The organism is Amycolatopsis sp. NPDC058278, from assembly GCF_042881395.1.
Classification (GTDB): Bacteria; Actinomycetota; Actinomycetes; order Mycobacteriales; family Pseudonocardiaceae; genus Amycolatopsis.
This window is the reverse complement of the sequence record NZ_JBHVXZ010000126.1, coordinates 15,465-28,164: the sequence shown is the minus strand read 5'-3', so window position 1 is coordinate 28,164 and position 12,700 is coordinate 15,465. Positions and strand designations below refer to the sequence as shown.

13 protein-coding genes are annotated in these 12,700 nt (G+C 70.7%); 8 read left to right on the top strand and 5 right to left on the bottom strand.

Annotation, left to right across the window (positions count from 1 at the left end):
• Positions 1-331: 331 nt before the first annotated feature.
• Complete coding sequence (gene pepN / locus ACFVYA_RS40830; protein WP_387052798.1) at positions 332-2,899, bottom strand: aminopeptidase N; 2,568 nt, start codon at positions 2,897-2,899, stop codon at positions 332-334.
• Between the two features lie 154 nt (positions 2,900-3,053).
• On the opposite strand from pepN, the gene ACFVYA_RS40825 reads away from it, so the two are divergent.
• Positions 3,054-3,674 (top strand): DsbA family protein, encoded by a 621-nt coding sequence (locus ACFVYA_RS40825; protein ID WP_285985252.1) that lies wholly within the window; start codon positions 3,054-3,056, stop codon positions 3,672-3,674.
• Between the two features lie 6 nt (positions 3,675-3,680).
• Here ACFVYA_RS40825 and ACFVYA_RS40820 read toward each other — a convergent pair whose 3' ends face one another.
• Positions 3,681-4,490, bottom strand: a complete 810-nt coding sequence (locus ACFVYA_RS40820) for an MBL fold metallo-hydrolase (protein WP_387052796.1) — start codon at positions 4,488-4,490, stop codon at positions 3,681-3,683.
• Entirely contained in the window at positions 4,487-5,209 is a 723-nt protein-coding gene (locus tag ACFVYA_RS40815) for a 2-phosphosulfolactate phosphatase (protein WP_387052794.1), read from the bottom strand. The genes ACFVYA_RS40820 and ACFVYA_RS40815 overlap by 4 nt, the downstream gene beginning before the upstream one ends.
• Positions 5,210-5,254: 45 nt before the next feature.
• On the opposite strand from ACFVYA_RS40815, the gene ACFVYA_RS40810 reads away from it, so the two are divergent.
• Positions 5,255-5,728, top strand: a complete 474-nt coding sequence (locus ACFVYA_RS40810) for a ribose-5-phosphate isomerase (protein WP_387052792.1) — start codon at positions 5,255-5,257, stop codon at positions 5,726-5,728.
• Entirely contained in the window at positions 5,728-6,534 is an 807-nt protein-coding gene (locus ACFVYA_RS40805; RefSeq protein ID WP_387052790.1) for an Fpg/Nei family DNA glycosylase, read from the top strand. Before ACFVYA_RS40810 ends, ACFVYA_RS40805 begins: the two co-directional genes overlap by 1 nt.
• A 72-nt stretch (positions 6,535-6,606) precedes the next feature.
• On the opposite strand, the gene ACFVYA_RS40800 is transcribed toward ACFVYA_RS40805, so the two are convergent.
• A complete protein-coding gene (locus ACFVYA_RS40800) occupies positions 6,607-7,425 on the bottom strand; it encodes a hypothetical protein (protein WP_387052788.1) in 819 nt (272 codons plus the stop codon).
• Positions 7,426-7,570: 145 nt separating this feature from the next.
• Here ACFVYA_RS40800 and ACFVYA_RS40795 point away from each other — a divergent pair, with 145 nt between their 5' ends.
• From ACFVYA_RS40795 to ACFVYA_RS40785, 3 genes are all read left to right on the top strand, one after another.
• Complete coding sequence (locus tag ACFVYA_RS40795; protein ID WP_285985248.1) at positions 7,571-8,446, top strand: TIGR03619 family F420-dependent LLM class oxidoreductase; 876 nt, start codon at positions 7,571-7,573, stop codon at positions 8,444-8,446.
• 5 nt (positions 8,447-8,451) lie between these two features.
• A complete protein-coding gene (locus tag ACFVYA_RS40790; RefSeq protein WP_387052786.1) occupies positions 8,452-8,898 on the top strand; it encodes a nuclear transport factor 2 family protein in 447 nt (148 codons plus the stop codon).
• 113 nt (positions 8,899-9,011) lie between these two features.
• Positions 9,012-10,580, top strand: a complete 1,569-nt coding sequence (locus ACFVYA_RS40785; protein WP_387052784.1) for a carbohydrate-binding protein — start codon at positions 9,012-9,014, stop codon at positions 10,578-10,580.
• Positions 10,581-10,588: 8 nt separating this feature from the next.
• On the opposite strand, the gene ACFVYA_RS40780 is transcribed toward ACFVYA_RS40785, so the two are convergent.
• On the bottom strand, positions 10,589-10,954 hold the full coding sequence (locus ACFVYA_RS40780) for a helix-turn-helix domain-containing protein (protein ID WP_285985245.1): 366 nt from the start codon (positions 10,952-10,954) through the stop codon (positions 10,589-10,591).
• A 66-nt stretch (positions 10,955-11,020) separates the two neighbouring features.
• Between ACFVYA_RS40780 and ACFVYA_RS40775 the strand changes: the two genes are divergently transcribed.
• Positions 11,021-11,818, top strand: coding sequence for an NAD(P)H-binding protein (locus tag ACFVYA_RS40775; protein ID WP_387052782.1), 798 nt, complete (start codon positions 11,021-11,023; stop codon positions 11,816-11,818).
• Positions 11,815-12,579 (top strand): alpha/beta fold hydrolase, encoded by a 765-nt coding sequence (locus tag ACFVYA_RS40770; protein WP_387052780.1) that lies wholly within the window; start codon positions 11,815-11,817, stop codon positions 12,577-12,579. Before ACFVYA_RS40775 ends, ACFVYA_RS40770 begins: the two co-directional genes overlap by 4 nt.
• Positions 12,580-12,700 lie beyond the last annotated feature (121 nt).

Genomic DNA, 12,700 nt, shown 5'->3' with positions numbered 1-12,700 from the left:
GTTCAACGGCCGCCAGGCCGTGTCAAGGGGGGAAAGCGTGCCTTGACACGGCCTGGCGGCCGCTGAGGCGGCTGCGTATCGGGTCGGCAGGGGGGTGTGGCCGGAGAGCGGCTTGTGCCGGGGTGGGCTGGGCCAAGGCAAGCTGGGCCAAGGCGGCTTGCGCCGGGGTGAGCCGTGTCGGGCGCGGTGGGGCCGAGCGGCTTGCGCCGGGGTGAGCTGGGCCAAGGCAAGCTGGGCCCGACGAGCCGTGTCGGGCGCGGCCGCGGCCGAAGGCGCATCCGCTCGCGAAGGCAGGCCGTGCCGGGGGCACGACCCGCCTTCGTACGCGAACTCAGGCCTGTGCGTCGAAGTCCCGCGCGGCCAAGGCGCGGACGATGCCCGCGCGGCCCTCCGAGACCAGGCGCCTGAGGGCCTGCGGGTGGTCGCCCTCCAGCCACTCGTCCGAGGCCGTCACCGTCTCCGCGGCGACCGCCCAGGACGGGTACAGCCCGATTGCGATCGGCTGGGCCCGCTCGCTCGACCGCCGCTGCCACACCTCGTCGATCACCTCGAAGTAGCGAGGCACGTACGAGCCCAGCAGGGCCTTCTGGCCCGGGTGGGAGAAGCCCGAGATCAGCGAGTCGCTGACCGCGTTCGGCAGCTCGTCGTCGTACACCGCTCGCTGCCACGCGTCGGCCTTGGCCTCCGTTGTCGGGCGCAGCGCTCGGGCGCGCTCCGCCTGGCGGCGGCCCGTTGCCGTGTTGTCGCGGGCCAGCTCCGCGTCGATCTCCGGTGCGGCCGCCTTGCCGTGCGCGACCAGCGCGTGCAGCAGCCGCCAGCGCAGGTCCGTGTCCACCGTCAGGCCCGGCAAGGGGGCCGAACCGTCGAGCCAACCGGACAACGCCGACAAAGCAGAAGCATCCAGCACCGACCCGGCCAGCGAGTTGACGAACGCCAGCTGGTGGTCCGAACCCGGCTCGGCGCCGCGGACCAGCTCCAGCAGCCGCGCGGTGAAGGCCGGCCAGCCCGTCTCGGCCGCCCACTTCTGCTCCGCGTACGAGTTCAGCGCCGTCTGGGCCTGCAGCAGCAGCCGCTGGACCACGCCGACCTCGGTCTCCGTGTGGATGCCGCGCTGCACCAGCGTCACGAAGTCGCGGGCCTTCAGCTCGGCTTCGCGGGTCATCTCCCACGCCGCCGACCAGCACAGCGTGCGCGGGAGCGGCTCGGTGATGTCGGCGACGCGGTCGATCAGCGTCGTCAGGGACGCCGGGTCGAGGCGCATCGTGCAGTACGTCAGGTCGTCGTCGTTGACCAAGACCAGCTTGCCCGCGGGCAAGCCGACCAGGTCCGGCACCTCGGTGCGCTCGCCGTCGACGTCCAGCTCGACCCGCTGGGTCCGGACGATCTTCCCGGACGAGTCCTCGTCGTAGACACCGACCGCGACGCGGTGCGTGCGCAGCTCACCGGCGCCCGGCTTCGCGCCCGACTGCACGACGGCGAACGACGTGAACCTGCCGTCCGCGCCGACCTCGTAGCGCGGGCTCAGCGAGTTCAGCCCGGTGGTCTCCAGCCACTGCGCGCTCCACCACGACAGGTCGCGGCCGGACGCCTCCTCCAGCGCGCCCAGCAGGTCGGCCAGCGTGGCGTTGCCCCAGGCGTGCTTGCCGAAGTAGACCTTCAGGCCGTCGAGGAAGTGCTCGAGCCCGACGTAGGCGACGAGCTGCTTGAGCACGCTCGCGCCCTTGGCGTAGGTGATGCCGTCGAAGTTGACCTCGACCGCGTGCAGGTCGACGATGTCGGCCGCGATCGGGTGCGTCGAGGGCAGCTGGTCCTGCCGGTAGGCCCACGACTTCTCGATGTTCGCGAAGCTGGTCCACGCGTTCTTGTACTCGGTCGCCTCGGCCTGGGCCAGCACGCTCGCGAAGGTCGCGAACGACTCGTTCAGCCACAGGTCGTCCCACCAGCGCATGGTGACCAGGTCGCCGAACCACATGTGCGCCATCTCGTGCAGCAGCGTCTCGGCGCGCCGCTCGTAGGCGTAGCGGGTGACGCGGCTGCGGAAGACGTAGTCCTCCAGGAAGGTCACCGCGCCGGCGTTCTCCATCGCGCCCGCGTTGAACTCCGGCACGAACAGCTGGTCGTACTTGGAGAACGGGTACGGCGTGCCGAACTTCTCGTGGTAGAAGCCGAAGCCCTGCTTGGTCTCGGTGAACAGCCGGTCGGCGTCCATGTGCTCGGCCAGCGACGCGCGGCAGTAGATGCCGAGCGGGATGGTCTTGTGGTCGTCGGTGTACTCGTCGCGCCATTCGGCGTACGGGCCGGCGACCAGCGCGACGAGGTAGGTGGAGATCCGCTCGGACTCCTTGAACACCGTGCGGACGGCGCCTTCCGGCGTCTCCTCGGCGGACTCCACGATGGCGTTGGAGACGACCTTCCAGTCCTTCGGCGCGATCACCGTGAGCCGGTAGACCGACTTCAGGTCGGGCTGGTCGAAGCAGGCGAACATGCGCTTGGCGTCCGCCGTCTCGAACTGCGTGTACAGGTAGACGCCGTCGTCGACCGGGTCGACGAACCGGTGCAGGCCTTCGCCGGTGTTCATGTACCGGCAGTCGGCGGTCACCGTGAGCTCGTTGGACGCGGCCAGCCCGGCCAGCGCGATGCCCTTGTCCTCGACATACGCGCTGACGTCGACGTCCGCGCCGTTCAGGGTGGCCGAGTGCACGCGGTCGGCGACGATGTCGACCCACGTCGATTCGCCGGCCCGGGCGCTGGAGAACCGGACGGTCGTCGTCGACGCGAAGGTCTTCTCCCCGGGTCCGCCGTGGCCGTCGGTCAGATCGAGCTCGATGTCGTAACCGGTGACGTCGAGCAGATCCGCGCGCAGCTTGGCTTGGTCGCGGGTCAGGTTGGGGGCGGGCACAGGCACCTCTGGTCGTTGGTATCGGTTTTCAACTCCCCGCATCCAATCATGGGGACGGGGTGGCGGGCGATAAGGGAACAACCCCGCGTTTCCCGGTGTTGGCCTCCTCGTGTGGGGGTCCGCCCACATGGAGACGTGACTCAGGAGTACCCCGATGACCGCTGCCGAGCAGCCCACGAAGGTCGATTTCTACTTCGACCCGATCTGCCCGTTCGCGTGGATCACCTCCCGCTGGATCCTGGAGGTGGAGAAGCACCGCAACCTGGACCTGCACTTCCGGATCATGAGCCTGTCGGTGCTCAACGAGGGCCGGGACGAGCTGCCCGAGCAGTACAAGGAGCTGCTGGCGAAGGGCTGGGGCCCGGTGCGCGTGGCCGTCGCGCTGTCGCAGCTCAAGGGCGAAGAGGTGCTGCGCGAGTACTACACCGAGTTCGGCACGCGCTACCACAACCAGGGGAACAAGGACTACGACGCGGTCATCGCGGAGGCTCTGGCCGCGATCGGCGCACCGGCCGAGCTGGCCGACGCCGCACACTCGACCGAGTACGACGAGGCGCTGAAGAAGAGCCACCACGAGGGCATGGACCCGGTCGGCATGGACGTCGGCACCCCGACGATCCACATCGACGGCGTCGCGTTCTTCGGCCCGGTCCTGACCTCGATCCCGCGCGGCGAAGACGCCCTGAAGGTGTTCGACGGCGCGGTGGCGCTTTCGAGCTACCCGGACTTCTTCGAGCTCAAGCGCACCCGCTCGGGCGAACTGAACTTCGACTGAGCGGCTTCAGGGCGTCGCGAGGGCGGCCAGGGTGACGTCACTGGGGTAGCGGGACGCGGCCACGGCGGCCACCTCGGTCGTCTCGCCGCGGCCCACGCCCGCCTTGAGGGTGATCAGCTCGTGCAGGCCGTCGCGGTGGTAGCGGAGGAACTCCGCGTCGACCGGGTCGCCGTGGCCGGGGACGACGACGCGGGGTTCCAGCGCGAGGATCACGTCGAACGCGGCCGGCCAGGCGGTGAGGTCGGTTTCGGAGCTGAACGAGAACTCGCTGAACCCCGCTTCGGCGTGCTCGACGACGTCGCCGCCGAAGACGACCGCGGCGTCCGGGACATGGACCACCACGTCGTGGTCGGTGTGCGCGCGCCCGGGGTGCAGCAGGACCGCCGTGCGGCCGCCGAGGTCCAGCTCGACGCGGCCGGTGAACGTGTGGTCCGGCACCGCGATGGTGGTGCGGGAAATCGCGTCGGCGATCTCCGGCTTGCCCTCCTTGCGGTAGTGGGCTTCCCAGGTGGCGCGGCGGGCGTCGGGATCCGCGCGCACCTCGGCCGCGCAGCGCTCGTGCGCCCAGACCTCGCAGGGCAGGAACGCCTCGGTGCCCCAGGCGTGGTCGAAGTGCGCGTGCGTGTAGACCACGGCCCACGGCAGCGGCGTGAGTTCCCGGACCGCCGCGGCGAGCTCGGCGCCCTGCTCGAGGTCGCCGCGGGTGTCGACGACCAGGCAGCGCTCGGCGCCCACGACCAGCCCGACGGTCAGGTCCAGCTCCTCGTAGCGGCGGGCGTGGACGCCCTCGGCGACCTCGATCCAGCGGCCGGTCATGCCAGTACTCCTTCGGTCAGGACGGGAGCGGTCTCGCTCACATCGATCCGGGCGGCCAGCACGACGTCGCCGCCGTGGCCGGCTTCGATGAGCTCGCGCCCCGACACGCAGCTTGCCAGGGCCGTGACGTCGACGGCCCGCGCGGCGAGGGCGGCTTCGGCGGACAGCGAAAGCCCGTGGCCGGCGAGTGCGGCGGCGATCGCCCCGGCGCCCAGCTGGTCCTCGACGCACGGCCGCAGCGGGCCGGACGTTTCGCTGTGGCCGAAAACGTTCACGCCCCAGCGTTCCCCCGCCGCGATCAGCCCGACCGGGCCGCCCAGCCCGGCGGCCTTCGCGGCGACGGCGGAGGCGTTGCGCAGGCAACCCGCGAGCACGTGCGCGCCCGTCGCCGCGGCGGCGTCGCAGAGGGTCGCGCCGTTGGGCGAGGGGAGCGCCAGCAGCGTTCCCGGGGGGATTTCCGTCACAGAAGACGGCCGCAGGGTGAATTCGCCTTCGCCCGCGACGACCGCCCCGGCCGCCCGCGCCCGGGCGACGCCGCGTTCGTCGCGCCACCGGACCGGCAGCACCCGGCCACCGCGGCCGACCACCAAGTCCGTGGTGGTGCTGAAGGAGAGCACGTCGACGACCACCAGCACCGCGCATTCCCGGCCGAGCGCGGCGACCCCTTCGGCGCCCCAGTCGAGCCGCACGTCGCTGCCGGACTGCTCCCGGATGCCCACCCCCGGAGCATGCCCGAACCCGGCCGTGGTGGCAGACTCCTGGCCGTGCGTGTCTACTTGGGATCCGACCATGCCGGTTTCGAGCTGAAGAACCACCTGGTGGCTCACCTGGAGAAACAGGGTCACGAAGTCACCGACATCGGTCCGCAGGTCTACGACGCGGAGGACGACTACCCGGCGTTCTGCGTCGAGACGGCGCTGCGCGTGGTGGCCGACGAGGGCAGCCGCGGCATCGTCGTCGGCGGCTCCGGCAACGGCGAGCAGATCGCCGCCAACAAGGTCCCCGGCGCCCGCGCCGGGCTGGCCTGGAGCGTCGAGACCGCGAAGCTGTGCCGGGAGCACAACCACGCCCAGCTGATCGGCGTGGGCGCCCGGATGCACACCGCCGAGGAGGCCGTCGAGATCGTCGAGGCGTTCCTGGCGACGGAGGTCTCGCCGGAGGAGCGGCACGCGCGCCGCGTGCAGCAGCTGCTCGACTACGAGCGCACCGGGACCCCGCCGGCGTTGCCGGAGGCCTGATGCCCGAGGGGCACACGCTCCACCGGCTCGCGCGGCTGCACAAGCGCCGGTTCGCCGGCGCGCCGGTCGCGGTGAGCAGCCCGCAGGGCCGGTTCGCCGCCGAAGCGTCCCGTTTGGACGGTCAGCTGTTCGTCGGCGCCGAGGCGCACGGCAAGCACCTCTTCCACGACTACGGCCCGCACGGCATCGTGCACATCCACCTGGGGCTCTACGGCACCTTCGGCGAATCGCCGCTGCCCGCGCCCGAGCCGGTGGGCCAGGTCCGGCTGCGGCTGGCCGGCCGGACACATTGGACGGACCTGCGCGGGCCCACCCGCTGTGAGCTGCTTTCCCCGGACCAGGCGGACGCGATCAAGGCCCGGCTGGGCCCCGACCCGCTGCGCCGCGACGCCAAACCGGAGCTGGCCTGGGCGCGCATTTCGCGGTCCAAGACGTCGATCGCGGCGCTGCTGATGGACCAGGCGGTGCTGGCGGGCGTCGGCAACGTCTACCGCGCGGAGGTGCTGTTCCGCCACGGCGTCGCACCGCTGACGCCGGGACGCGCGCTGGACCGCGCGCTGTGGGACGACATGTGGGCCGACCTGGTGGCCCTGATGCGCGCCGGCGTCCGCGTCGGCCGCATCGACACCGTGCGCCCGGAGCACCTGCCGGAGGCGATGGGCCGCGCGGCCCGGGTGGACCGCCACGGCGGCGAGGTCTACGTCTACCGCCGCACCGGCGAGCCGTGCCTGGTGTGCGGGACGCCGGTGGCGCACTCCGAACTGGCGGGCCGCAACCTCTACTGGTGCCCTCGCTGCCAGAACTGACGTGAACGGCTCATTCCTGTCGTCCGGCGACAGGAATGAGCCGTTCACTGCGTTCGGGACCCCGGCGGGGCCTCAGAAGTCGAAGCCGCCGCCGTCGAAGCCTCCGCCGTCGAACCCGCCTCCGTCGAAGCCGCCGCCGCCCCAGTCGCCGCCACCGTCTCCGCCGAAGTCGCCTCCGCCGTCTCCGCCCATGTCACCGCCGCCGTCGCCGCCCATGTCGCCGGACTCGAGCGCGTCCTGCTGGCCCGCGTCGTAGCCCGACTCCCAGGCCGAGGCGCTCGCGATGCCGCCCATGCCGGAGAACATCGCGCTGAAGAGGAACATCGACCCGAGACCCCAGGCGCCGGCGACGAGCGCGGGCTTCCACCACGGCTCGCTGTACCAGCCCTGCGGCACCGGACGGCCCGCGACGCGGCCGCCGGGGTAGTAGTACGGCGTGTCCTGGCCGGCCTCGGGGGAGGCCGCGTAGTGCTGGCCCTCGACGTCGACTTCGCGGCGCTCGGTGACCTTGCCGGCGCGCTCGCGCTCGGCCTCCTCCGGCAGCTGCGGGCCGGGGTCCATGCCCATCGCGACGCGCGCGGCGCGGACGTAGTAGAGGCCCTCGATGGCGGTCTCCTTGACCAGCCGGGCCTGTTCGATCGTGCGGGCCTGCTCCATCTGCGAGCCGGCCGCGTTGTAGCGCTCGGCGGCGTCGGCCATCGCCTGCTGCGACGCGGTGTCCGTGCCGTTGATGTTGAGGACCTGGCCGCCGAGCCGCTCGAGCAGGCGCCGGGCGTCGGCCTTCGCGTCGTCGAGCTCCCGCTGCCGGGCCGCGGCGCGCTGCCGCGAGAAATAGACGCCGCCACCGACGATCACGACGACGAGCACGATCAGGAAGATCGCGGTGCCCATGGGTCACTCCCAGAAGTTCGGGGCTCGGTGACCGGAAGCCACCTTTGAATCGGACAACGCGGACGCTACGCGGTGGGTTCCCGGTGCGTGACCGGGCCCACTGCGGGAGCTGGCCGAAGAAACTAGAACACGTTATAGTTCAGCCATGAAGTTCACCCTGTCGATCGCGATGAACCCCCTCGATCAGCTGGGCGAGCTCGCCCGGGCCGCCGAAGAGGCCGGCTTCGCCTCCATTGCCCTGCCCGACTCGCTCTTCTACGCCGAAACGGTGGACACGGACTACCCGTACACCCCCGACGGCAGCCGGTTCTGGACCGCGGAGACGCCCTGGGTGGACCCGCTCGTCGCGACCGCGTCGATGGGCGCGGTGACCAGCCGGATCCACTTCTACACGTCGGTGCTCAAGCTCGGCTCCCGCAACCCGGTGCTGCTGGCCCGCCAGGTCGGCTCGGCGGCGGTGCTCACCGGCGGCCGGTTCGGCCTCGGGCTCGGCGTCGGCTGGCTGCCCCAGGAGTTCGAGTACTGCGGCGTGCCGTTCGAGCGGCGCGGCAAGCGCGTCGACGAGGCCATCGACGTGCTGCGGCTGATCCTCGACGGCGGCATGGTCGAATACCACGGCGAGTTCTACGACTTCGACAAGATCCAGATGAGCCCCGCGCCGGCGAGCCGGGTGCCGTTCTACATCGGCGGCCACACCGAGGTCGCGCTCAAGCGCGCCGCGCGGGTCGCCGACGGCTGGTCCTCGGCGATGATGAAGCTCGACGAGCTGCGCGACACCATCGCCCGCCTCAAGGAGCTGCTGGCCGAGCAGGGCCGTGCCGACGCCCCGTTCGAGTACCAGGCGGTCTGCATCGACGCCTTCGGCCTGGACGGCTACCGCGCGCAGGCCGAAGCGGGCGTCACCGACGTCATCACCATGCCGTGGGTCTTCGACGGCGTCGGGTTCGACGCGCCGGTCGAGCCGAAGCTCGAGTCCATCCGCAAGTTCGGCGCCGAGATCATCGCGAAGTTCGAGGAGTGACGGGCATGGGCGTGCAGGTCAGCTGGGACACGGCGGCGGAGCAGCCGCCCGCGCGGCGCGCGGCGTTCGCGTCGATGACGGCGGTGACGGCGGGCGACAAGGAGGGCTGGCTGGCCCTGTTCGCCCCGGACGCGGTGGTCGAGGACCCGGTCGGCCCGTCGTTCTTCGACGAGACGGGCAAGGGCCACCACGGCCGCGACGGCATCAGCGCGTTCTGGGACAAGACGATCGCCAACGTCGAGCGCTTCGAGTTCACCATCCGCGACTCCCACGCGGGCGGCGACGAGGTGGCCAACGTCGGCACGATCACGACGTTCCTGGCCGGCGGCTACCGCGTCGACACCGACGGGGTGTTCGTCTACCGCGTCGGCGACGACGGGCTGATCCGCTCGGTGCGGGCGTTCTGGGAGACCGATCGCGCGATGGCGACCGCACGCCAGGTGACGGAGTAGCGTCCCGGCCAGCGGAAACCCAAATTTCATATCTGATACATGATCCCTTGACTGCCGGTTAGACAGGACTCTTTACTAACGGGTCAGACCTCGACGTCTCCCCGGGAGTGCGCATGTCCTTTCTCCGGCGAATCGCGGGCACGGCTGCCGTGCTCACGCTCGCGGCCAGCGGTCTCGTCCTGTCCCAGCCCGAGGCGCTCGCCCTCGAAAACGGGTTGCTGCGCACGCCACCGATGGGCTTCAACAACTGGAACTCGACGCAGTGCCGCGCCGAGTTCAACGAAACGATGATCAAGGGCATCGCGGACATCTTCGTCGGCAAGGGCCTGAAGGACGCCGGTTACACCTACGTCAACATCGACGACTGCTGGGCCATGCCGTCCCGCAACTCCGCGGGCAACCTGGTGCCGGACCCCGCGCGTTTTCCCAGTGGTATCAAGGCACTCGCCGACTACGTGCACGCGAAGGGCCTCAAGTTCGGCATCTACACCAGTGCCGGCACGAAGACCTGCAACACCGCGGGCTTCCCGGGCGCGCTGGGCCACGAGCAGCAGGACGCGAACCTGTTCGCCTCCTGGGGGGTCGACTACCTGAAGTACGACAACTGCAACAACCAGGGTGCCGACGCGCAGCAGCGCTACAAGGCGATGCGGGACGCCCTCGCGAAGTCCGGCCGGCCCATCGCGTATTCGATCTGCGAGTGGGGGCAGAACAAGCCGTGGACCTGGGCGGCGCCGGTCGGGAACCTGTGGCGCACCACCGGTGACATCTCCGACAAGTGGTCGAGCATGATCGGCAAGGCGCAGACCAACCGCGGCCTCGCGCAGTACGCCGGCCCGGGCCATTGGAACGACCCCGACATGCTGGAGGTCGGCAACGGCGGCATGACCGCGGTGGAGTACCGCACGCACTTCAGCCTGTGGGCGATGATGGCGGCGCCGCTGCTGATCGGCAGCGATCTGCGCAAGGTGTCGGAGGACAACTTCGCGATCCTGAAGAACACCGACGTCATCGCGCTCGACCAGGACCCGCTGGGCAAGCAGGCGACGGTGCTGAGCGCGAACGCGGGCCTCGTCGTGTACAGCAAGGTGCTGGCGAACGGCGACCGCGCGGTGGCGCTGTCCAACGAAACGGCCGCGACGGCGACGATCGGCACGACGGCGTCCGCCACCGGGATCGGAAGCGCCTCTTCGTACGCGCTCAAGGACCTGTGGAGCAAGGCGACCCGGACGACCACCGGCACGATCAGCGCATCGGTGCCCTCGCACGCGACGGTGCTCTACCGCGTGTCCCGCGCCGGCGGCTCGACGCGCTACGAAGCCGAATCCGCAACCGTTTCGGCGGGCGGGACGATCGACGCGAACCACGCGGGCTTCTCCGGGACCGGCTTCGCGAACGGCGCCAACGCGGTCGGCAGCTACGTCGAGTGGCAGGTGACGGGACCGGCGTCGGCGCTTACGTTCGGCTACGCGAACGGCACGACGGCGGCGCGCCCGGTGGACATCGCGGTGGACGGCACGGTGGTCGCCGCGGGCGTCCCGTTCCCGGCGACCGGCGCCTGGACGACGTGGAGCACGCTCGGCCGTCCGCTGGAGCTGGCCGCCGGCACGCACACGGTCCGCCTGACCGCGACGACGGCCGACGGCCCGGCGAACCTCGACTACCTGGACGTCTCGCCGTAGGCGGCGGGCTACCTGGCGGAGCTGCGTTCGTCGTAGCTCCGCCGGGCCGCGTCCACCTTGCCGAGGTTGCCCGACCATTCGGACAGCGACGCGAACAGCGGGCCGAGGCTGCGGCCGAGTTCGCTGATCTCGTACTCGACCCGCGGCGGCACCTCGGCGTGGTAGGTCCTGGTGACGAGGCCGTCCCGCTCCAGCTGCCGCAGCCGCTGGGTGAGCACCTTCGGGGTGATCGTGGTGATCCGGCGCTGCAGTTCGACGAACCGCTGCCGGCCGTACTCGTGCAGCGCCCACAGGATCGGCGTCGTCCACCGGCTGAAGACGATGTCGACCACCGGCGCGATCGGGCACGCCAGCTCGGGTGTGGTCTCGGTCACTTTCACGCCTCCAGCCAATACTTTCCTCTAGGTACCTACTATACCGCGGAAGGTAGCGTCGTTCCCATGATCATGGTTGTGGGAGCGACGGGAAACGTCGGAGAACCGCTGGTGCGGATGCTGGCCGAGGCGGGCGAAGAGGTGACGGCGGTGTCCCGCCGCATCACGGCGGCACCTCCGGGAGTCGTGGTGCGGCAAGGAGATTTGGCTTCGCTGGAGTTTTCGGGTGTGTCGTCGGTGTTCTTGGTGGTGCCGCCGGGCTTCCGGGAATCACTGGAGCCGGTGCTGGGACAGGCGCGCGAGGCCGGCGTCGAGCGGGTGGTGCTGCTGTCCTCGCAAGGCGTGGGAACCGGCCGTCACCCGGCGGTGTTCGAGGAGGCGGTGCGCTCCTCGGGTCTGAAGTGGACGGTGCTGCGACCGGCGGGGTTCGCGTCGAACGCGTTCCAGTGGGCGGAAAGCGTGCGCACCACCCGTTCGATCGCCGCGCCGTTCGGCGACGTTGCCCTGCCGGTGATCGACCCGGAGGACATCGCTTCGGTGGCGGCAGCGGCGTTGCTTTCCCCGTCGCACGAGGACAAGACCTACGTGCTGACCGGGCCGTCCCCGGTGTCCCCGCGAGACCAGGCGGCGGCGATCGCCTCGGCGGTGGGTGAGCCGGTGCGATTCGTGCCGCAGACCCGCGAGGAGGCCCGCGCGGCGCTGCTGGGCTTCATGCCGGCGGAGATCGCGGACTCGACGTTGGACATCCTGGGGTCGCCGACGCCGGAGGAACAGCAGGTGAGCCCGGACGTCTCGCTGGTCTTGGGCCGTCCACCGCGCCCGTTCGCGGAGTGGGCTTCGCGCTTCGCGGGGGCGTTCAAGTGACGACCCTGGCATACCGCTCGTTCGGGACGGGTTCGCCGTTGGTGTTCCTGCACGGCAACCCGGCGTCGTCTCACTTGTGGCGCAACGTGATGCCATCCCTGCCGGGCCACAGGCTGGCGCCGGACCTGATCGGCATGGGCGATTCCCCTCGCCCGGACATCGCCTACACCTTCGACGACCACGCACGCTACTTGGACGAGTGGTTCGACGCCCTCGAGCTGGACAACGTGGTCCTGGTCGGCCACGACTGGGGCGGCGCACTGGCGGCGGACTGGGCTGCCCGCCACCCCTCGCGGGTCCGGGGGCTGGCGTTCACCGAAGCGGTCTTGAAGCCGATGTCGTGGGAGGAGTTCCCGCCGGCGGGCGCCGAGCTGTTCCGGGCGCTGAAGACGCCGGGAGTGGGCGAGTCGATGATCGAGGACTTCCTGCCGCCGGAGTACGCGTCCCAGGACCACCGCCCGGTCCTGCAATGGACCCGTTCGATGCCCCTGGGCGGCGAGCCGGCCGAGGTGGTGTCCCGCATCAAGGCATTCGACCGCTGGCTGTCATCATCACCCGGCGTGCCCAAGCTCCTGGTGACGTTCGAGCCGGGCTACGACACGATGCTGACACCATCGATGATCGAGTGGTGCGCTTCGAATTTCGCTTCCTTGGAAGTGGTGCAACGCCCGGAGAAGGCAGGCCACCACACCCCGGAAGACCAGCCCGAGGCACTGGCAGAGACGCTGTCATGCTGGCTGAACGAGGCGCTAGCCGAGTGAACACCGGCACCCACCGGGCCAGGCACGCACCCATCCTGAAGCGAGGCACCCACCGGACCGAAGCAAGGCCACGGCAGAGCTCCCAGGTGGCACCGAAGGCACCGTGGGGGGTCCGGGGGGC

What these genes read in the sequence shown, in the direction of transcription:
- ACFVYA_RS40825 (WP_285985252.1), top strand. Translation starts at nt 3,054, where the DNA reads ATGACCGCTGCCGAGCAGCCCACGAAGGTCGATTTCTACTTCGACCCG.
- ACFVYA_RS40820 (WP_387052796.1), bottom strand. Translation starts at nt 4,490, where the DNA reads ATGACCGGCCGCTGGATCGAGGTCGCCGAGGGCGTCCACGCCCGCCGC.
- ACFVYA_RS40805 (WP_387052790.1), top strand. Translation starts at nt 5,728, where the DNA reads ATGCCCGAGGGGCACACGCTCCACCGGCTCGCGCGGCTGCACAAGCGC.
- ACFVYA_RS40800 (WP_387052788.1), bottom strand. Translation starts at nt 7,425, where the DNA reads ATGGGCACCGCGATCTTCCTGATCGTGCTCGTCGTCGTGATCGTCGGT.
- ACFVYA_RS40795 (WP_285985248.1), top strand. Translation starts at nt 7,571, where the DNA reads ATGAAGTTCACCCTGTCGATCGCGATGAACCCCCTCGATCAGCTGGGC.
- ACFVYA_RS40790 (WP_387052786.1), top strand. Translation starts at nt 8,452, where the DNA reads ATGGGCGTGCAGGTCAGCTGGGACACGGCGGCGGAGCAGCCGCCCGCG.
- ACFVYA_RS40785 (WP_387052784.1), top strand. Translation starts at nt 9,012, where the DNA reads ATGTCCTTTCTCCGGCGAATCGCGGGCACGGCTGCCGTGCTCACGCTC.
- ACFVYA_RS40775 (WP_387052782.1), top strand. Translation starts at nt 11,021, where the DNA reads ATGATCATGGTTGTGGGAGCGACGGGAAACGTCGGAGAACCGCTGGTG.